This is a genomic window from Corynebacterium sp. USCH3 (assembly GCF_037619475.1).
Taxonomy (GTDB): domain Bacteria; phylum Actinomycetota; class Actinomycetes; order Mycobacteriales; family Mycobacteriaceae; genus Corynebacterium.
The window spans coordinates 192102-211491 of record NZ_JAQPZT010000005.1 but is presented as its reverse complement, the minus strand read 5'-3'; the positions used below and the strand labels follow the sequence as shown (position 1 = coordinate 211491).

General features: G+C 66.5%; 16 protein-coding genes. 9 read left to right on the top strand and 7 right to left on the bottom strand.

Translation table 11 applies throughout. The annotated features are described in order from the left end of the window. Nucleotides 1-19: 19 nt before the first annotated feature. Both PQI66_RS12030 and pknB read left to right on the top strand, forming a co-directional pair. Nucleotides 20-1612, top strand: coding sequence for a serine/threonine-protein kinase (locus tag PQI66_RS12030; RefSeq protein ID WP_339998595.1), 1593 nt, complete (start codon nt 20-22; stop codon nt 1610-1612). A 124-nt stretch (nt 1613-1736) separates the two neighbouring features. Then, nucleotides 1737-3692 (top strand): Stk1 family PASTA domain-containing Ser/Thr kinase, encoded by a 1956-nt coding sequence (pknB, locus tag PQI66_RS12025; RefSeq protein ID WP_339998593.1) that lies wholly within the window; start codon nt 1737-1739, stop codon nt 3690-3692. A 41-nt stretch (nt 3693-3733) separates the two neighbouring features. Here pknB and PQI66_RS12020 read toward each other — a convergent pair whose 3' ends face one another. Next, nucleotides 3734-4438, bottom strand: coding sequence for a GntR family transcriptional regulator (locus tag PQI66_RS12020; RefSeq protein ID WP_339998591.1), 705 nt, complete (start codon nt 4436-4438; stop codon nt 3734-3736). A gap of 172 nt (nt 4439-4610) precedes the next feature. On the opposite strand from PQI66_RS12020, the gene PQI66_RS12015 reads away from it, so the two are divergent. From PQI66_RS12015 to PQI66_RS11990, 6 genes are all read left to right on the top strand, one after another. Continuing rightward, nucleotides 4611-5882 (top strand): MFS transporter, encoded by a 1272-nt coding sequence (locus PQI66_RS12015; protein ID WP_339998590.1) that lies wholly within the window; start codon nt 4611-4613, stop codon nt 5880-5882. Between the two features lie 24 nt (nt 5883-5906). Continuing rightward, nucleotides 5907-6692 (top strand): cyclase family protein, encoded by a 786-nt coding sequence (locus PQI66_RS12010; RefSeq protein ID WP_339998588.1) that lies wholly within the window; start codon nt 5907-5909, stop codon nt 6690-6692. Nucleotides 6693-6695: 3 nt separating this feature from the next. Further along, nucleotides 6696-7637, top strand: a complete 942-nt coding sequence (locus tag PQI66_RS12005; RefSeq protein WP_339998586.1) for a fumarylacetoacetate hydrolase family protein — start codon at nt 6696-6698, stop codon at nt 7635-7637. A 293-nt stretch (nt 7638-7930) separates the two neighbouring features. Next, complete coding sequence (locus tag PQI66_RS12000) at nt 7931-9895, top strand: beta-glucoside-specific PTS transporter subunit IIABC (protein WP_339998584.1); 1965 nt, start codon at nt 7931-7933, stop codon at nt 9893-9895. A 19-nt stretch (nt 9896-9914) separates the two neighbouring features. Beyond that, nucleotides 9915-11360 (top strand): glycoside hydrolase family 1 protein, encoded by a 1446-nt coding sequence (locus PQI66_RS11995; RefSeq protein ID WP_339998581.1) that lies wholly within the window; start codon nt 9915-9917, stop codon nt 11358-11360. 33 nt (nt 11361-11393) lie between these two features. Then, nucleotides 11394-12242: a CAT RNA binding domain-containing protein gene (locus tag PQI66_RS11990; protein ID WP_339998846.1), complete on the top strand. Its 849-nt coding sequence runs from the start codon at nt 11394-11396 to the stop codon at nt 12240-12242. Nucleotides 12243-12283: 41 nt separating this feature from the next. Here PQI66_RS11990 and PQI66_RS11985 read toward each other — a convergent pair whose 3' ends face one another. The 3 genes from PQI66_RS11985 to PQI66_RS11975 all read right to left on the bottom strand — a co-directional run bounded on the left by PQI66_RS11985 (nt 12284) and on the right by PQI66_RS11975 (nt 15250). After that, nucleotides 12284-13327: a PhzA/PhzB family protein gene (locus PQI66_RS11985; RefSeq protein ID WP_339998579.1), complete on the bottom strand. Its 1044-nt coding sequence runs from the start codon at nt 13325-13327 to the stop codon at nt 12284-12286. A gap of 41 nt (nt 13328-13368) precedes the next feature. Then, nucleotides 13369-13851 carry a PhzA/PhzB family protein gene (locus PQI66_RS11980; protein WP_339998577.1) on the bottom strand — a complete coding sequence of 161 codons (483 nt, stop codon included), beginning with the start codon at nt 13849-13851 and terminating at the stop codon, nt 13369-13371. Nucleotides 13852-13924: 73 nt separating this feature from the next. Continuing rightward, on the bottom strand, nt 13925-15250 hold the full coding sequence (locus tag PQI66_RS11975; protein ID WP_339998575.1) for an MFS transporter: 1326 nt from the start codon (nt 15248-15250) through the stop codon (nt 13925-13927). Nucleotides 15251-15402: 152 nt separating this feature from the next. On the opposite strand from PQI66_RS11975, the gene PQI66_RS11970 reads away from it, so the two are divergent. After that, nucleotides 15403-17169 (top strand): helix-turn-helix domain-containing protein, encoded by a 1767-nt coding sequence (locus tag PQI66_RS11970; protein WP_339998573.1) that lies wholly within the window; start codon nt 15403-15405, stop codon nt 17167-17169. Here the strand turns inward: PQI66_RS11970 and PQI66_RS11965 are convergent. From PQI66_RS11965 to PQI66_RS11955, 3 genes are all read right to left on the bottom strand, one after another. Continuing rightward, nucleotides 17166-17834 (bottom strand): CoA transferase subunit B, encoded by a 669-nt coding sequence (locus PQI66_RS11965; RefSeq protein ID WP_339998571.1) that lies wholly within the window; start codon nt 17832-17834, stop codon nt 17166-17168. The two genes, PQI66_RS11970 and PQI66_RS11965, sit on opposite strands and share 4 nt — an antisense overlap. Then, on the bottom strand, nt 17831-18586 hold the full coding sequence (locus tag PQI66_RS11960; RefSeq protein ID WP_339998569.1) for a CoA transferase subunit A: 756 nt from the start codon (nt 18584-18586) through the stop codon (nt 17831-17833). Before PQI66_RS11960 ends, PQI66_RS11965 begins: the two co-directional genes overlap by 4 nt. A gap of 106 nt (nt 18587-18692) precedes the next feature. After that, a complete protein-coding gene (locus PQI66_RS11955; protein ID WP_339998567.1) occupies nt 18693-19367 on the bottom strand; it encodes an aminodeoxychorismate/anthranilate synthase component II in 675 nt (224 codons plus the stop codon). Nucleotides 19368-19390: the final 23 nt, after the last annotated feature.

The window sequence follows — 19390 nt, the reverse complement described above, 5'->3', positions numbered from 1 at the left end:
GGTAAGCGAGGTGACAGACGTGACCGGACCCGATGAACCCGACCGCCCCGGAGGTCCCGGCAACCCCGGTAATCCCGGTAACCCTGGGGATCCTGACGGCACCCGGGTCTTCAGCACCCCCGAAGAACACTCCGGCCCCGTGGACCCGGCACACATGACCCCACGGGACCGCGCGGCCGCGGACCGGCTCCAACGCGTCCTCGACGGCCACTACGACTCCGCCGCCGGGAGACGCTTCGAGGTCTCCCGCATCATCGGACGCGGCGGCATGTCGACGGTCTGGCTGGCCTACGACACCGTCGGCGAACGTGACGTCGCCGTGAAGGTGCTCAAACCCGAGCTCACCGACGACGCGGAGTTCCGCGACCGCTTCCGGCAGGAGGCCGAGGCCGCCGAGACCATCCAGTCCGACAATGTCGTCCGCACCTTCGACTACGGCGAACAGTCCGACGTCGACGGCAGCGGCATCGCCTACTGCTTCATCGTCATGGAGTACGTGCAGGGCGAGTCGCTGGCCGACATCCTCGGCCGGCAGCGCACCCTCCCGGAGGTGATGGTCCTCGACCTCATCGCCCAGGCGGCCGTCGGTCTGCAGGCGATCCACGAACGTCGGCTGATCCACCGCGACATCAAACCCGGCAACCTCATGGTCACCGCCGACGGCGTGGTGAAGATCACCGACTTCGGCATCGCCAAGGCCGCCTCCGCCGTGCCGCTGACCCGCACCGGCATGGTGGTGGGCACCGCACAGTACGTGTCCCCGGAGCAGGCCCAGGGCCTGTCGATCCGGCCGTCCAGCGACATCTACTCCCTCGGCGTCGTCGGCTACGAGGTGCTCGTCGGGGAACGGCCGTTCGCCGGGGACTCCACCGTGTCGGTGGCGCTGAAGCACATCAACGAGCCCGCCCCCGAGCTCCCCGGCAACATCAGTGCACCCATGCGCCAGCTCATCGCGATCTGCCTGCGCAAGGACCCCGCGCGCCGGTATGCGGACGGCGCGGCGTTGGCCGCCGCCACCGTCCCGGTGCGCGACGGCCAGATGCCGCCGGACCCGGCGACCGGGGTCCCGCCGGGCGCCGCGGCGCCCGTCCCGCCCCCGACGGGCCAGAGCCGGCTCAGCGAGGTCACCGACGAGTCGAACATGGGGCCGGCGCCCCGGACCCGCGGTAACCGGGGCTGGATCTGGGCGCTGGGGATCGGCCTGGTCGTCGTCCTCGGCGTCCTGGTGTGGTTCCTCACCCAGAACGACAGTGAGACACCGGTCGCCCCGACCCAGACGACCACGGTCACCAACGAGGTCACCGAGGAGCAGACCGTCGTGCCCGAGCCGGTCGAGACGGACGACCCCGTCGACACCGCGACACCGACGACGCCCACAGGGACGACACCGACCGAGGGGCCGACGGACGGCCCGACGGACACCACCGACCCCGGCCAGCCGACCCAGCCGACCGTCCCGGAGCCCGAGGTTCCGACGGAGGAGCCGACGGACCCCGACACCTCTGACCAGGCGTCCCAGGAACGACCGGACCCCAGTGGTAACGCCGGGACCACCGGCGACGGTGACTCCGGGGACGAGCAGTCCGGCTTGGCCGGACTGGGACGGCTGTGACGGGTGTTATTCGCACCAACCGCCGCCACATCGGTAGTCTCCTGAAGAAGGAGTGTTCACGGCGTCAACAGCGCCAGAGGTGCCTGGAACGTCAGTGGCACCAGCACATGAGGAAGGGAGCAGCATGGACCTGAGCAACACCCGGCTCGGCGGTCGGTACCTCCTGGGGCCCGTCATCGGGACCGGAGGCATGTCCGACGTCTATGCGGCGACCGATGAACTCCTCGGCCGCGACATCGCGGTGAAGATGATGCGGGCCGACCTCGCCCGTGACGACACCTTCCTCGAGCGGTTCCGCCGCGAGGCGAAGAACGCCGCCAAGCTGAACCACCACGCCATCGTCGCCGTGTACGACACCGGGCAGACCGACGAGGCCCACGGGTCGGTGCCCTACATCGTCATGGAGCGGGTCCACGGCCGCACCCTGCGCGACATCGTCCGCGACTCCGGCCCCTTCCCGCTCGACGAAGCCTCCCGGGTGATGGCGGAGGTGTGCCGCGCACTGGGCTTCTCCCACGAGGCCGGCATCATCCACCGTGACATCAAGCCCGCGAACATCATGATCACCAACACCGGTGCGGTGAAGGTGATGGACTTCGGCATCGCCCGGGCCCTGTCGGACACCAGCTCGGCGATGACGCAGACCGCCGCGGTCATCGGCACGGCCCAGTACCTCTCCCCGGAGCAGGCCCGCGGCAAGTCCGCCGAGGCCCGCTCCGACATCTACGCCGCCGGCTGCGTGTTCTACGAGATCACCACCGGGCAGCCGCCGTTCTCCGGGGAGTCGCCGTTCTCCGTGGCGTTCCAGCACGTCCAGGAGAGCCCGCTGCCCCCGTCCCAGGTCCAGGGGATGGACCTCGACCCGGACCCGGCGCTCGCCCTGGACGCCGTGACGTTGACGGCGATGGCCAAGGACCCCGCCGACCGGTACGACACCAGCGCGGACATGGCCGCGGACCTGCAGCGCATGGCGGAGGGCCGCATGCCGTTGGCGGCACAGGCCTACACCGACGAGCCGGTGCAGGACCCGTCGACGACACATATGCCGGTCGCCGCACCTGTCCCCGTCCCCTCCGGGGCGGCTGCCGGGACAGCCGGTGGTCCCGGCCCGGAGACCGCCACCCCCCGCACGGAGAAGAAGCGGCGCCGCGGCTGGGTCGTGGCCCTGTGGATCATCGCCATTCTGGCGCTGATCGGCGGCGGCACCGCCGTGGCCTGGAACTGGTTGGGCGGTGACAGTGAGCAGACCAGCGAACAGGTGCTGGTCCCCGACGTCACCGGGCAGTCCCGCGACGACGCGGTCAACACCCTCGAGGACGCCGGCTTCGAGGTGGACACCGAGGACCGCCCCGACGCCGAGGTGCCCCGCGACCAGGTCATCGGAACCACTCCCGCAGCAGAATCCTTCGCCCCGTCCGGTTCCCAGGTGACGCTGCTGGTGTCCTCCGGGCAGGAGGTCACCGATGTCCCGGACCTCACCGACATGACCACCCAGCAGGCCCAGGAGGCGCTGCAGGAGGCCGGTCTACGCCTGCGGTCCAACGTCTCCGAGCAGTCCAGCGACAGTGTCGACGAAGGGCACGTCATCGAGCAGACCCACCCCTCGGGGTCGCAGGTCTCCAAGGGCACCGAGGTCGGCATCACCGTCTCCACCGGCCCGGAGGACATCCGCGTCCCCCGTGTCACCGGCCAGTCCCGCGACGACGCGGTGCAGAACCTCGAGGACGCCGGTTTCGAGGTCGACGTCACCATGGTCGACTCCTCCGAGGACGAGAACCGCGTGCTCTCCGCCGCCAACGAAGGCACGACGCAGCCCCGCGGTACGACCATCACCATCGAAGTGTCCCGCGGCAACCAGTTCACGATGCCCCAGCTCGTCGGCAAGGACTACGACGAGGTCTACAGCACCCTGCAGCAGGCCGGCTGGCGTGGAGCCCCGGACCGGGTGAACCGGACCAACGTCAACCAGCTCGATCCGCTGGCCGTCGACCGGGTCGTCGGGCAGTCCGCCCGGGACGGCGAGACGATCGACCGGAACGCCCCGATCACCGTGCGGGTCAACGTCCTCGGGATTCCGTGACCACCCTCGGCCCGGCGGAGGCCTGAGCGCCCGCCTGCCGCTCACTCCCCCGGGGGTTCGGTGACGGGGTAGGCACCACCCGTCGCCAGCAGGTCCGTGACCGCCTCCACGGTCCCCCCGATGTGCCTCCGCAGGAGTTCCGTGGCCGCCGGGACGTCCCGGTCGAGGCAGTGGGTCACGAGATCCTCGTGCTCCTGCATCCAGTCCGCGCTGTCCCGTCGCGCCGCACCCCAGCGCCGGTAGAGCTCACCGGCGTCCCACAACGACCGGCAGGTCTCCAGCATCATCGGGTTACGGCATGCCGAGAGCAATGCCATGTGGAACCGCCGGTGGGCGACCATGTGGACGTCGGCGCCGTGGTCATCCACCTCGGTCCCCTGGCCCGGGGCCCGGCGGAGCTGGTGGTGCGCAGCGATGATCTCCGACTCCCATGCCACGTCACCGGCCTCAATGGACTGGCCGAGGGCCGCGGTCTCCACCAGCTGGCGGAGCTCGGACAGGTGTTTCAGGCCGTCCAGGGTGATCTCGTAGACCCGGAAACCCTTGTTCTTCTCCGCGCTGACCAGGTACTCCGCGGTGAGTCGGGTCAACGCCTCCCGCACCACCCCGGCGCTGACCCCGAGCTCCTTGCCGAGCGCCGAGGGACTGAGTTTTTCGCCCGGCCTGAGGCCTCCGCGGAGGATCGCCGTCCGTACGGCGCGGTAGGCGTCTTTCGTCGGAGCAAGCAGATCGGTGCTCTCGGTCATCGTCGTCCTCCAGAATCGATTATTTCAATCGTCGCAGATTATCTGTTGACAGTCGGTGCGTTGCCGTGCAAAAGTGATTTTGGCGGCAATGTACGTCACTTCTGTCAGTCTATGTGAGGCAGACCATGGCGGTGCCCGCTACCTCGTCAGGCCCATCCCTGAAAGGATCCGCATGTACAAATGGATCATCCTCGCCGGCTCGTTCATCATCTACATGTTCGACGCCCTCGAGATCCTGTTGCTGTCCCTCGCTCTTCCCGCCATCTCGTCAGATCTTGACATCACCGCCACACAGGCCGGACTTCTCGCCACCGCCACCCTGCTCGGCATGGGTTTCGGCGGTCCTGTGATGGGGTCGCTCGCCGACTCCAGAGGACGCAGGTTCGCGCTGCTGGTGTGTGTCGCGATCTTCATCATCTTCACCTCCGCCATCTTCATCGTCCCCAACCTCACGGTGTTCATCATCGTGCGCTTCATCTCCGGGCTCGGCCTCGGCGGCGTGTGGAGCGTGATCTCGGCGTTCGTCACCGAGAACTGGCCGAAGGAACGGCGTGCCGTGGCACTCACCTTCGTCCTCTCGTCCTACCCGATCGGCGGGCTCGTCGCCGCCCAGCTCTCCAGCTTCATGCTGCCCCACTGGCGTGAGATGTTCCTGGTCGCCGGACTCGGCGCGATCCTCCCCCTGGTCATCGTGATCTTCTGCTTCCGCGAGTCGCAGATGTGGCTGGAGGAACGCAACCTACCCCTCCCCGGTGACGCGGGGGCACCGGAGAAGGCGAACTCCTCGATCCGCGAGATCATGGCCCAGCCGTACCTGCGGACGACTGTCCTGGCCAGCATCGTCGCCTCCCTGGCGTTCATCGCGTTCTACGGCTCGAGCACCTGGTTGCCGAGCTACCTGGAGAACGAACGCGGGCTCGACGCCCAGACCGTGGGCACGTTCATGACCTGGTTGAACCTGGGCATGTTCATCGGCTACAACGTCTTCGGGGTCATCGCCGACAAGTTCGGTAAGCGTCTGGCGCTGATCATCGCCATGGTCGGCGCCGGTCTTCTCATGCCGTTGTACGGGGTCATCACGAACGAGACCGGTCTCCTGCTTCTCGGTCCCGCCTACGCGTTCTTCATGACCTTCGCCGGGCTCTTCGGCCCGTACCTCAGCGGGATCTACCCGACACGGGTCCGGGCGACCGGGTCCGGGTTCTGCTTCAACGTCGGACGCGGAGTCTCGGCGTTCGCGCCCCTGTTGTTCGGTGCGCTCGCCGGTGTCGCCTCACTCGCCGCCGGACTCGTGATCGCCGGCATCCTGTTCCTCGCCGGTGCCGCCGTCACACTCTTCCTGCCCCGGGACACCCGGGAGCTGCCCGACCCCTCGACCGGCGACGACGTCGCCCGGTCCGGGAGTCCGGCACCCCAGACCCCTCCCACCACCACAACCCTCTGAGCACGACTACCCAGGAGAACCACCATGCAGACATTCATCGACATCTCCGTCGACCTCCGGGCCGGTATCGCGTCCGATCCCCCCGGGCACCGCCCCGAGATCACCTACATCGACCACAAGCAGTCCGCCGAGGACGTCGTGGCCTTCTTCCCCGGTGCCGAGACTTCCGACCTCCCGGCCGGCGAGGGCTGGGCCATTGAACGGGTGGCGATGACCACCCACGGCGGCACGCACCTCGACGCCCCCTACCACTACGCCTCCACCATGAACGGCGGTGAACGTGCGATCACCATCGACGAAGTACCGCTCGACTGGTGTCTGCGACCGGGCGTCAAACTCGACTTCCGCCACCTCGCCGACGGGTACGTCGTGCAGCCCGCCGACATCGACGCCGAACTGGAGCGGATCGGCCACACACTCCAGCCCTACGACATCGTCCTGGTCAACACGGCCGCCGGCGTACGCTACGGCGAGGACGACTACGTCGACACCGGTTGCGGGATGGGCAGGGCGGCCACGCTCCACCTGCTCAGCCAGGGCGTGCGGATCACCGGCACCGACGCATGGAGCTGGGACGCCCCCTTCTCCTACACCGCGCAACGGTACGAGAAGAACCACGACCCCAGCATCATCTGGGAGGGGCACAAGGCCGGCCGCGAGAGGGAGTACTGCCACATCGAGAAGCTCCACAATCTCGAGGCGCTTCCCCCGACGGGCTTCACGGTGTCGTGCTTCCCGGTCAAGATCCACGCAGCGTCCGCGGGCTGGACGCGCGCAGTAGCAATCATCGACGACAAGGACGGAGAGTAGGACATGCGTATCGTTTCCGCGACAATTGACGGGGTCCGACGGTTCGGGAGGGTGGACGACGACAGCAGGGTGCACCTCTTCACCGAGGACCGTGACCCCCTGGACGCACTCGATCCGCAGGCCCCGGAGATCCCGACCACCGGGACAGTCGCCCTGGAGGAACTCGGTCCCCTGGAGCCGCCGCTCCCTGTGACGACCCTCCGTGACTTCATCACGTTCGAACAGCACACCGCCGGGTCCATGCGGACCGTGACCGACGGCGCAGGCGCACCGGACGCCTGGTACGACGCCCCCGCCTTCTACTTCACCAACCCTCATGCCGCCATCGGTTCAGGGCAGGACGTCCGTGTCCCCCCGGGCTCAGAACGTTTCGATGTGGAGTTGGAGGTCGCCGCGGTGATTTCCAGGGACGGATTCAACCTCAGCGTCGAGGAGGCCTGGGACCACATCGGAGGATTCACGATCCTCAACGACTGGTCCGCCCGGGACCTGCAGACCGCCGAGATGAAGGTCGGTCTGGGCCCCGCCAAAGGCAAGGACTCGGCCTCCACCCTGGGACCGATGGTGGTCACCCTGGACGAACTCGACGACTACCGCGACGGAGACCACTTCAACCTCCGGATGGAGCTGCGCATCAACGACCGCCAGATCGCCGAGGACGTCCTCTCCCACATGGCCTGGTCGTTCGCCGAGCTGGTCTCCTACGCCAGCCGGGGGACGTGGGTGCGTCGGGGCGATGTCCTCGGCAGCGGTACCTGCGGTGGTGGTTGTCTGGCGGAGTTCTGGGGGTGGACGGGCGAGATCGACCCCGCCCCGATCGCCGTCGGCGACACTGTCACCATGACGGTCCAAGGTATCGGCACGATCACCAACAAGGTCGTTGACGGAGTGGAGGTCCATCCGGTTCCGCGTGCACGCTCGGTCGAATGGACGCGCCCCGTGTGACGGGACAGTGAGGTGCCGGCGTCGGAGGACGGTTGCCGGTGCTTGCATTTCTGTTTCAACCACGGAACAATGACATGTAGTCCGCCTCCGTACAGACCGGAGGCCGCAGGATTGTGACCCCGTCACCGCCAGTCGAAGCTACGGGGGCAAGACCTGGGACGCTCTTCCCGATGTTGTGCGCCACGCACCACATCCCGGGAAGGCGCCCCAGGTCTTTTTGCATGTCCTGTGTTCTTGCAGGACACCCCGCAGTCGCCAGGCTGCCGGGAAGGACATGGAAGGAACGTTGCGCCATGGCGACACGGCAGGATTTCGCCCCGCTGGCCGGACAGGTGGTCACCGCCCTCGGCGGACCGGGCAACATACGGTCGGTCACCCACTGTGCCACCCGGTTACGGTTCAAGATCAGGGAGAACGACAAGGCCGACCTCCAGGCAGCGGACGCGGTGGACGGAGTGCTCACCGCGATCCACTCCGGCGGCCAGTACCAGGTGGTCATCGGCAATGATGTCCCCTTCGCCTATGAGGCGGTCACGGCTCTCGACGGAATGGCCACGAAAGGGGTGAAGGATTCCGTCGACGAGGACGGGGCCGCCGCGAACTCCGACGCCGACGGCGACGGCGGCGACACCGACAGGAATCTCCTGAACAAGTTCATCGACCTGGTGTCGGCCCTGTTCAGTCCGATTCTGTGGTGCCTCGCCGGCCTCGGGCTGGGCAAGGCGTTCCTCACACTGGCTAAGACCACCGGCCTGCTCGAGGAGACCTCGGATACCTATCTCATCATCAACGCCACCTTCGACGGCATCTTCTACTTCCTGCCGCTGTTCCTGGCGTTGACCGCGGCCCGGCGGTTCAAGGTCAACCAGTTCATCGCGCTGTCGATGATGGCGCCACTGGTGCTGCCACAGATCGTGGCACTGTCCGAGGCGGAGAACGTCCACCTGTTCGGTATCCCGTTGAACTCGATGAACTACACCTCATCGGTGATACCCGCGATCATCGCGGTCTGGGTCGCAGGGTACCTCCAACGATGGCTGGAGAAGGTGCTTCCCGGTGCGGTCCGCAACTTCTTCACCCCACTCATCGTCGTCGCGGTGATGGTTCCGCTGGTGCTGTTGACCATCGGTCCGGTGACCCTGCAACTGGGTAACTGGCTCTCGGACGGCCTCAACTGGTTGTTCAGCGCCGCACCGTGGCTCGGTGGAGCGGTACTGGGTGCCTTCTGGCAGGTGTTCGTGCTGTTCGGCCTGCACTGGAGTCTCATTCCGGTGTTCCTCAACGATATCGCCGTCCAGGGCTACACCCTGCTGATGGGCCCGCTGCTCGCCGCCGTACTGGCGCAGGCCTCGGCAGCTGCGGCTGTGTGGATCCGGGCGAAAGACCCGGAGCGCAAGAAGGTCGCCGGGCCGGGCGTGATCTCGGGTTTCCTCGCCGGTGTCACCGAACCGATCATCTACGGTGTCAACCTCCCGTTGAAGTACCCGTTCTACGTCGGACTCGGCAGCGGTGCCGTCGGTGGTGCGATCATCGGTATGGCCCACGGCGGTGTGGACACCTTCGTCTTCCCGTCTGTCCTGGCCCTTCCGGCCTCGGTGAATGTCGGGACATTCGGGGTGACCGTCCTCGGCACCGTTGTGGCAGTGGTCCTCGGTTTCGTGGGGACGTGGTTCGTCGTGCCGATGGCGGAACGCAAGCTGTCGGGTGCCGCAGTGATCGCGGATGCTCCAGCGGAACCGAAAACTGTCCTCACAGACGAGGACGCCGACGTCGTGAACTCCGGTGACGTCACCGGCCAGGTCACCGTCCTCGCCCCCCTCGCGGGCAACGTCGTGCCGTTGGAGGACGTCGACGACAAGGTATTCGCGTCCGGTGCGATGGGGTCAGGTGTGGGCATCGAGCCGGCCGGCCAGTCCACCGTAACGGTGACATCCCCGGTCAGCGGAAAACTCATTGCCGTGCAGAGAACCGGTCACGCCTACGGCATCCGTGGCGACAACGGTGCGGAGGTGCTCGTTCACGTCGGTATCGACACCGTGAAGATGGGCGGCACGGGATTCAGCACGCTCGTCGAACGTGGTCAGCATGTGTCGGCTGGCGAGGCCCTCGGCACTGTCGACCTCGCCGCTGTCACGGACGCCGGGTACCCGGCAACCACACTAGTGATCGTCACCAACACGAAGAAGCTGACGGCGGTCACTGCCGTCGCCAGTGGCGACGTGGCCGGTGGAGCAACCATTCTCGACATCGAGAACTAACAGACACAGGAAGGTCACCATGACGACACGTACACCCGCATTCCCCGAGGGTTTCCTCTGGGGCGGCGCCACCGCAGCCAACCAGATCGAGGGCGCCTACAACGTCGGCGGCAAAGGCCTGTCGATCCAGGACGTCATGCCGCACGGGCTGCAGACCCTGTCCACCCGGGAACCCACCGACGACAACCTCAAGCACGAGGCGATCGACTTCTACCACCGCTACGCCGAGGACATCGCGCTGTTCGCCGAGATGGGGTTCAGGACGTACCGCTTCTCCATCGCCTGGACACGTATCTTCCCGAACGGTGACGACGCCGAACCGAACGAGGAGGGCCTTGCCTTCTACGACCGGGTCCTGGATGAGCTGGAGAAGCACGGGATCGAACCTGTCGTCACCATCTCGCACTACGAGACCCCGCTGCACCTGGCACGTGAGTACGGCGGATGGCGGAACCGGGCGCTCGTCGACCTGTGCGTGCGGTACGCGACCACCCTGTTCGAACGGTACAGGGGGCGGGTGCGCTACTGGTTGACCTTCAACGAGATCAACGCACTGTTCCACTTCCCATTCATGGCCGGCGGCATCGAACTCAACCGTGACGAGGTCGACGACGCGGACCTCTACCAGGCCGCACACTACGAACTGGTGGCTTCCGCCCTCGCGACGAAGGCCGCACGCGAGATCGATCCGGAGAACAAGATCGGCTGCATGGTCATCGCGGTGCCACGTTACGGTCTCACCCCTGACCCGGCCGACCAACGCAAGGCGCAGACCGAGGCACAGCTCGACTACGTCTTCGGCGACGTCCACGTGCGCGGCGAGTACCCGGGGAGCTACCGGCGGCTGCTCCGGGAGAAGGACATCGAGCTCGACATCACCGACGCCGACCGTGCGGCACTGACGAACACCGTGGACTTCGTGTCCTTCTCGTACTACATGTCCGTCTGTGAGTCGGCGGACCCCGCGCGCCAGACCAAGGGCGAGGGCAACGTTGTCGGCGGCATCCCGAACCCCACACTCGAGGCATCGGAGTGGGGGTGGCAGATCGACCCGGTGGGCCTGCGTATCGTCCTCAACGATTTTTGGGACCGCTGGCAACTGCCGCTGTTCATCGTGGAGAACGGGCTCGGGGCGAAGGATGTCCTGGTGGATTCGGACGGGGAGGGTGGCACGACCGTGGCGGACGACTACCGCGTCGCCTACCTCAACGACCACCTCTACCAGGTCGGCGAGGCGATCGCGGACGGGGTGGACGTACTGGGTTACACCGCCTGGGGCTGCATCGACCTGGTCTCGGCGTCGAAGGCGGAGATGTCCAAGCGCTACGGTTTCATCTACGTCGACCGCAACGATGACGGCTCCGGGAGCCTCGAGCGCTACCGTAAGCGGTCCTTCGACTGGTACCGCGACGTCATCGCGTCCAACGGTGCATCGCTGCACGCGACTCACGGTGAGGGCGCGTAGGGCGCGTCGCCTACGCTGATGGATGTGGCAGTCATGAAGATCCTCCGGGTGTTCAACAACAACGTCGTCCTGGCGTCGAGCGAGGATGAGCCGCAGACCGAGGTCGTCCTGACCGGACGTGGTCTCGGTTTCGGGACGTCCGCGGGCGATACCGTGGATGAAGCGAAGGTTTCCCGTGTGTTCCGTCCGGAGGATAACCGGGACCCGGATCACGTCGCCGCACTCGCCGCCGAAATACCCCTGTGGTTCGTTGAGCTGGCTGGCTCCCTGACCGATGGACTGGAGGTCCCGTCACCGACGGTACTCGCGCTGGCGGACCATCTTCACATGGCTGTGCGACGCCAGGAGCTGGCGGACGGTGACCCCGTACATACCCACCATCCACTCCAGGCCGAGGTGAGCCATCTCTACCCCGAGGAATTCGCCACGGCACGGACGATGCTGGCGCGGGTGAACCTGCATCTGGCGGGGAAGACCATCCCCCCACTCCCGGACTCTGAGGCCGTGGCGGTGGCCCTTCACCTGGTCAACGCGGGCTTCCATGCGGGTGACCTACGTGCGACCTACGAGATGACGGGTATGTTCGCGCAGTTGTTCGATGTCGTCGACTCTGCGTACGGCATCAGGGTCGACCGGCACTCCGTCAACGCCGCGCGGTTCATCACGCACATGCGCTACCTCTTCGTGCGCGTGAACGAAGGAACGCAACTCGACGAGGGTTTCTCCGCGCTCCGGGACTCCCTGTCCGGGACTCACCCGGAGGCCGTCACCTGTGGCGACAGACTGGCCTCCGTCCTGGAACTCCGCTTAGGGACGGAACTCTCGGGTGATGAGCGAAGCTACCTCGCACTGCATGTCACGCGGCTGGCGTCGCAGTCCTAGGAACCCCCGGCACCACTGCCGCACCGTCGTCCCGGCGAGGGTCACACCCCCTCGCCCGGCCAGCCGTCCGGGATCCGGATCTCAGGAAGTTCCACGCCGAGGGTGTCGTACAGGAACTTCGAGTTCACGAACTCGTAGTAGTGCAGGATCTTCCCGTCCTGCATCCGGAAGATGTGGAAGTAGACGTTGTCGTAGGTCTTCCGTTCCCCGTAGGCGGGGTAGTACAGACCACCGGTGCCGTTGGACATCACCATGAACAGGTTGGGGTCCTGTGTCTGGAAAACGACGTTGTCGTTGAAGATGTACTCCGGGAAATGCACCAGGTTCCACTCGGTGGACTGACGGGCCTTCGCCTTGCCGAACGACACCGGCAGGCCTGCGGCACCGCTGGTGGTCTCGTCGCTGTCGACGTACAGGTCCCAGCGGGTGCTGCGCTCCTCCAGAGTGCGGGCATCCACGTACTTGCGGAGTCCCGCGATGTTCTTCTCCCGCAGCTCACGGTCACTGTCGTCGATGACGTCCGGATTCTCCGGGTCGCTGTACTCGATCTCGGGGAACGGATCGTAGGCGAGTTCCTCAGGAGTGTGGTCGGGCCATCCGCCGGGGCTCTGGAGTTCAGGCATCTCCAACCCGAGCGCCTCGTAGAGCTTCACGGCGTTGGAGTACTCGAAGTAGTCCTTGATCTTGCCGTCCTGCATCCGGAACACGTGGAAGAAGTCGTTCTCGTAGGGTCGGGCTCCCCCGTGCTCGGGGAAGTTCACCTCTCCCCTGCCTTTGGAGGCGACCACAAAGTAGTTGGGGTCGGTCGACTGGAAGATGATGTTGTCGTCGAAGACGAAACCCGGGAAGTACGTCATGTTCCACTCGGTGGACTTCCGTGCCAGCTCCTTGCCCTTCACCGGTTCACCGGCGACGGCGCCGCTGGTGCAGTCCTCGGTGTAGAGCTCCCAGCGTCGACTGCGCTCCTCGTCTGTGCGGGCATCCACGTATTCACGGATGGTGGCGATGTTCTTCTCCCGGATCTCGGCATCATTGCCGGGGAGAATGTCGGAGTTCTCGGTGTTCTCGGTGTTCTCGGTGCTCATGCTGTTGTCCTTTCAGTGGAAAGCGTGTGGGATGGGGCCGGTCACTTGTAACCGAAGGGGTTGTCCTGGCGGACGAAGAGGTCGGGACGGTCCGGGGCGTAGCGCTCATCGATGACCATGCCACCACGGGCGTAGTCCACGGTCTCCCGGAACAGGGTGATCTTGCCGTCGTCCAGCTCGAAACAGAGGATGTACCAGAGCTCGACGTCGTAGCCGGGCCCCTCGCCCCCGGGGGCGAACACCTTGCCCCGGCCGACGGCGGGGACGAGGAATGAGTTGGGGTCGTCGCTCTCGTAGATGGAGGTCTCGTAGAAACCCCACACGGGGAAGGTGTCCGGTGTGTCCAGGCACCACTCTTTGCCGTCGAGATCGAGCTGTCCGCCCTCCCCCATACGGATGAACATCTCGACCTTCGAGTTGTCCGCGAACATTTCGGCACGCTTCGGCCCCCGGTCGGGGCCGGCCAGTTCGAGGAACGCCTCGACGACCTTGCGGTTCTTCTCTTTCAGTGCGGAATCGCTCATGGCGACTGGTCCTTTCTTGTTCAGATGAGATACGTGCGGTGGCTTGCGCCGACCTACGGCGGCCTACGGTGGCCTACCTGGAGACGAGGTCGTCCGCAGGCGCGGTCGGCCCCGGCGAATCAGGGGTGTCCGGGGAATCCGGCCCGTCGGGCACCTCCTCCGCCGCGAAACGCGGTTCCCCGTACTTCGGAAGGGTCGCGAACAACGCGCTTCCGATCAGGAGGAGGATCGCCGAATACGACACAGTGGGGACAAACCCTTCGGTGTTGTCCACGAGAAGACCGATGATGTACGGACTGCCGGCCAGGCCCAGCGTGAAGGCTGCGTACAACAGTCCGTACAGCTGCCCGAAGACATCCATGGCGAAGAACCGGGATGTCAGCAGTGCGACGACATCCACCTCCGCACCGACACAGAAACCGACGGCGAAGGCCGCGACGAGCGCGAGATGCGGGCCACCGAAGACAAGCATGGCCAGTCCGACGGCGGCGAGGCCCAGGATGCAGGCGACCACGTAGGGGGCGTGGAACTTGTCGAAGAGATACCCCGACACGAGCCGTCCGATGACCACGGTGAAGCCCATCGCACTCTGCACCCACAGCGCCGCACTCTCGGCGACTCCCGCCTCCAGCATCATCGGGTAGAGGTGGATGACCATCCCGCCGACGGCGAGGGCCATGCAGATGAAGGCCAACGCGAGCCTGCGGAAGACCGGCTCGGCGAGAACCCGGGCGACCGGCACCGTGCGCGCCTCCTCCTTCGCCGCCTGATCGTCCTGACCGCGGTCACGGTTCACCCCGGACGGCATCAGCAGGAAAACGACGGCCGCGAGGACGATCACGGCGATCGCCAGAGACCTGAATCCCATCCGCCACCCCGATCCCTCGATGATGGGGCCGAGAACCTGCGGTGCCACGACGGCAGTCACGCCACTGCCGGCGAGGATGATCCCGAGGGCGAGTCCGCGCATGCGGTCGAACGTGACACCGATCGCCCTGGCAAAACCGATCGCGCCGGTGCAGACCGACAGACCCATCGTGACCACGACGACGACGAAGTACAGCGCGAAATTGTCGCCCACGGTCGACATGACGAAGTAGCCGGCGGCCAGGAACAGGCCGGACACCAGTGCCGGCACCCTCACCCCGAATCTGTCGGTGAGGCGCCCGACGAACGGCATCAGGACCGCCCACGTCAGGTTGTACACCAGGACGACGAGCGACAGGTTCGCTGATGACCAGCCGAATTCAGCGCTCAGCTCGGGGAAGAACAGGGCGTTGGTGTAGTACGGGATCGCGATGATACCGCCGGCGATACCCAGGGTCGAGGCGACGAGTACCCGCCACCCGTGACGCAGTTCGGTGAGCTTCGACCGTGAAGCTTCTGTGTGTGCAGCCATGCTGCCTCCGTAAGGGGAGTGATCTACTATGACGACGCTCACATTCACTGTGGCGTGCAACCAAACCTAGAATGTCGGTTGCGTCGGCAAAATGTCTGGTGTACCACTAAATAAACCAAAACTATGTGCGCAAGAACACACCGGAAGGTGCGATGAACCATTCGACGCCGACACCACCCCACCTCAGCATCCCGGCATCCGACCAGGTCAACGAGCTGGATCGCCTCCTTCTCCTGACTGAGGTCGCGGACAGCGTCGACGGGTTCGCGTCGCTCGAAGACACGATCGCCGGCCTGTGCCGAACCGTCCTCTCCGTGATGCACTGCGACTACGCCTGCGTGCGCCTCCCGGATGACCGCGGGCAGACCCTGCGCATCGTCAGCAGCAGTGACCCCGGGGCCTTTCTCGGTGATGAAGTCCTCGACCTCACCTCGGTGTCGATGACGGGTCCTGTCCCCGGGCACCGCCCGCCCAGCGTGGACGCTTTCCTCGTCGGCCGTCTCCAGGTGGTTTCCCGGGCGGACGCGACCGGCGACGCCCCCTGGCAACAGCACTTCCGGCGCCAGGGGATCGTGTCCATGCTCAGCCTTCCGCTGGTCAGACGGTCGGCTGTACTCGGTGTCCTCAACTGCTACTGGATCCAGGAGTTCACTCCGCACGAGGCACAGCTCCTGACCCTGGAGGTCGTGGGCAGGCTCAGCGCACTGGCCGTCGAATCAGCCCGGCGCGCCGAACTGATGTCCGCGAGGAATGCCGAAGCGACCGCCGCCTGGTCTCATTCGGACCGGGAACGGGCCGTCGCCATCTCGGTCTCGGTCTTCCAGGCCGCGGTGGCGGAATGCTGTGCACAGGCCCCGGCGGCCGCGCTCAGCGGTATCACCCGGCTGTTGGCGGACCACCTGCACTGCGCTGTGGCGATCCTCGACGAGCAAGGGGAGATCCTCGCGTCGGACGGTCCGGTGGACCGAACGAGGATGCTCCTCGACACCCCGGATGACCGTGACGTACCGTCCGTCACCATCGACGACGCACACGGTCCGCTGGGCACGCTCCTCCTCGGCCCGACGCCCTCGTCCCCCTCCTCGACCTCTGACATGGCGCCCTTCCTCAACTTCGCACGTCGTATCCTCGTACCGGTGCTGGCGCGCAGGGTCGAGGACCGGACCTCATCGCGTGTCGCCCGTCCCTACGCGCTGCTGGCACTCTGCTCCGACATGCTCGACGACCCCCAGCGGGCCGTGGCGGCGGACGTCCTCGGCATCGGGTCGCACCCCCAGCTGGGTCTCGCGGTGGTGCGCTTCGCGACAGCGTCCGCAGCCCTGGATTTCTCGTCCCGGTCCCGGCACCGTGCCCACCGCTGGGGGGACGTGGTCACCAGTACCGCCATCGGGGCCGAGGCCGTGCTCCTCCTCGACCACCCGTCCTCCCGACGACGCCCCGGACTCGACGCCGCCCAGCACCCGGGCCTCCTCGGGGTGGGGCTCAGCAGGACGTTCACGGGCATTGCGGACCTGCAGACCTATCTGACCCAGGCCCGGTACGCCGCCACCACCTCACGGGACGGAGAGGCCGTGGCCTTCGGTGACCTGGGAACAGCCGCCAGTCTCTGTGTCCATGTCCCCCGGTCAGAGCTGGAGGCGATCCTCGACGACCGCCTGGGGGCGGTGACCGCCTACGACCACGAGCACAACACCGACCTCATCCGGACGCTGGAGGCGTACGTGGACGCCGGTGGCTCGGCCGACGAGGCCGCGTCCCGACTGGTCGTCCACCGGAACACCGTGCACCAACGCCTTCGCCGCATCACCGGCCTCAGCGACCTCGACCTGCGGTCGTACGGCGACATCTCCGAGACCGTCATGCTGCTGCAGTGGAAACGGTATCTCGACGCCACCGGGCAGGCACCCGCCGGAGGCTAGGCCCCCGCCTGGCCACCTGTGTCGATCTCCAGCTCCGCCCCCGTCGCGGCAACGACCTCCTCGACCGTGACGCCGGGGGCCGTCTCCCGCAGGATCAACCGACCCGCGGGATCGGACACGCGGTCCACGTCAATGACAGCGAGGTCCGTGATGATCCGGTCCACGACACCCTGCCCGGTCAGCGGCAGGTCGCACTCCGCCAGGATCTTGGCTGAGCCGTCCCGCGCGGTGTGGGCCATCACCACGATGACACGGCCGGCGCCGTGCACCAGGTCCATCGCTCCCCCCATGCCCTTGACCATCTTCCCGGGGACCATCCAGTTCGCCAGGTCACCGCGCCGAGATACCTGCATCCCGCCCAGGACCGCCACGTCGACATGGCCACCCCGGATCATCCCGAACGACAGTGCCGAGTCGAAGAAGGACGCTCCGGGGTTGACCGTCACGGTCTCCTTGCCGGCGTTGATGAGGTCAGGGTCCACCTTGTCCTCGGCGGGGTACGGCCCGGTGCCCAGAATGCCGTTTTCACTGTGGAGTGTGACCTCCACACCCGCGGGCAGATGGTCCGGAATCAGGGTGGGGAGCCCGATACCGAGGTTCACGTACTGCCCCGGCTCCATCTCCTGTGCCGCGCGTGCAGCCATCTCGTCGCGTGTCCAGCTCATGATGCCACCGTCCTCTTCTCGATCCGCTTCTCCTGCGGGCCGGTCTCCACGATCCTCTGCACGAAGATGCCCGGCAGGTGAACCTCCGCCGGATCGATCTCCCCGGGTTCCACCAGTTCCTCGACTTCCGCGACGGTCACCGTGCCGGCCATGGCACACAGGGGGTTGAAGTTCATCGCGGTCTTGGCGAAGACCAGATTGCCCTCGGTGTCCCCACGCACGGCGTGGACCAGTGCGACGTCTGCCGGCAGCGCCTCCTCGAGGACGTACCGCCGTCCACCGAACTCGCGGATCTCCTTCGGCGGCGACGCTACCGCGACGGTGCCGTCGTCGTTGTACCGCCACGGCAGGCCCCCCTCGGCGATGGGCGTACCCACGCCCGCGGGGGTGTAGAACGCCGGAACCCCGGTCCCCGCGGCCCGCAGTTTCTCCGCCAGAGTTCCTTGGGGAGTGAGTTCGACCTCCAGCTCACCGGCGAGATACTGACGGGCGAACTCCTTGTTCTCCCCGACGTAGGAGGCGACGACGCGGCGGATCCGGTGCTGCTCGAGAAGCAGACCGAGCCCCCACCCGTCCACACCGCAGTTGTTGGAGAAGACCTCCAGTTCATCGACCCCGGTCTCGACCAGCGCGGCTATCAGGCCGTCGGGAACCCCGACCAGTCCGAAACCGCCGACAGCGAGGCGTGAACCTGTGGCGATGTCCGCCACTGCCTCGGTCGTCGATCCGACCACCTTCCTGTGCTCTTTCACGATAGATCCTCCTGTTCTCCGCGCCGGCTCACGGTGACCTCGGCACAACAGGATCCATCATACTATTTTTCCATTAAAAGCACATGGATTCGCGATAATCGATTATTCATCCGGCGACGGCGGTGGCTCCCGCCAACGTCGCGGCGTGCCGGTCCGCCAGGCGGCCGAGCTCCGCCTCGTCGACGGGCCGTCCGGCGTCGGCGAGCCAGTTCGCCAGGATGCGGTGGCCGTTGCCCGTCATCACGGACTCGGGGTGGAACTGCACCGAATGCAGCGGGAGGGTCTCATGGCGCATCGCCATGATCATGCCCGAGGCCACCCGGCCGGTGACGGTGAGCTCGGCCGGCACGGTCGCCGGGTCCACGGTCAGGGAGTGGTAGCGCGCGACGGTGAAGGGGCTGGGGATCCCGGCGAGGACGCCGGTGCCGTCGTGGGTGACCGGACTGGTCTTGCCGTGGAAGATCTCGTCGGCGCGGACGACGTCGGCACCGAAGTGCTGGGCCAACGCCTGGTGCCCCAGGCACACCCCCAGCAGCGGGACGCGGTGGCCGACGCAGTGGGCGATGACGTCCAACGTCCTGCCCGCCGACGACGGGTCACCCGGCCCCGGGGAGATGAGCACGGCGTCGAACGGTTCCAGGGCACCGACCAGGTCATCCGCCGTGGATCCGAGGTCGGCCGCGTCATTGCGCCACACGGTGCAGTCCTCGCCGAGTTCCCCGAGGTACTGCACGAGGTTGTAGACGAAACTGTCGTAGTTGTCGATGACGAGGATGCGCATGAAGCACATCCTATCCCGTACGG

Coding starts and splice junctions, on each gene's coding strand:
- PQI66_RS11955 (WP_339998567.1), bottom strand. CDS start 19,367: ATGCGCATCCTCGTCATCGACAACTACGACAGTTTCGTCTACAACCTC.
- PQI66_RS11995 (WP_339998581.1), top strand. CDS start 9,915: ATGACGACACGTACACCCGCATTCCCCGAGGGTTTCCTCTGGGGCGGC.
- PQI66_RS12020 (WP_339998591.1), bottom strand. CDS start 4,438: ATGACCGAGAGCACCGATCTGCTTGCTCCGACGAAAGACGCCTACCGC.
- PQI66_RS12015 (WP_339998590.1), top strand. CDS start 4,611: ATGTACAAATGGATCATCCTCGCCGGCTCGTTCATCATCTACATGTTC.
- PQI66_RS11980 (WP_339998577.1), bottom strand. CDS start 13,851: ATGAGCGATTCCGCACTGAAAGAGAAGAACCGCAAGGTCGTCGAGGCG.
- PQI66_RS11985 (WP_339998579.1), bottom strand. CDS start 13,327: ATGAGCACCGAGAACACCGAGAACACCGAGAACTCCGACATTCTCCCC.
- PQI66_RS12000 (WP_339998584.1), top strand. CDS start 7,931: ATGGCGACACGGCAGGATTTCGCCCCGCTGGCCGGACAGGTGGTCACC.
- PQI66_RS12010 (WP_339998588.1), top strand. CDS start 5,907: ATGCAGACATTCATCGACATCTCCGTCGACCTCCGGGCCGGTATCGCG.
- pknB (WP_339998593.1), top strand. CDS start 1,737: ATGGACCTGAGCAACACCCGGCTCGGCGGTCGGTACCTCCTGGGGCCC.
- PQI66_RS11990 (WP_339998846.1), top strand. CDS start 11,394: ATGAAGATCCTCCGGGTGTTCAACAACAACGTCGTCCTGGCGTCGAGC.
- PQI66_RS11970 (WP_339998573.1), top strand. CDS start 15,403: ATGAACCATTCGACGCCGACACCACCCCACCTCAGCATCCCGGCATCC.
- PQI66_RS11975 (WP_339998575.1), bottom strand. CDS start 15,250: ATGGCTGCACACACAGAAGCTTCACGGTCGAAGCTCACCGAACTGCGT.
- PQI66_RS11965 (WP_339998571.1), bottom strand. CDS start 17,834: ATGAGCTGGACACGCGACGAGATGGCTGCACGCGCGGCACAGGAGATG.
- PQI66_RS12005 (WP_339998586.1), top strand. CDS start 6,696: ATGCGTATCGTTTCCGCGACAATTGACGGGGTCCGACGGTTCGGGAGG.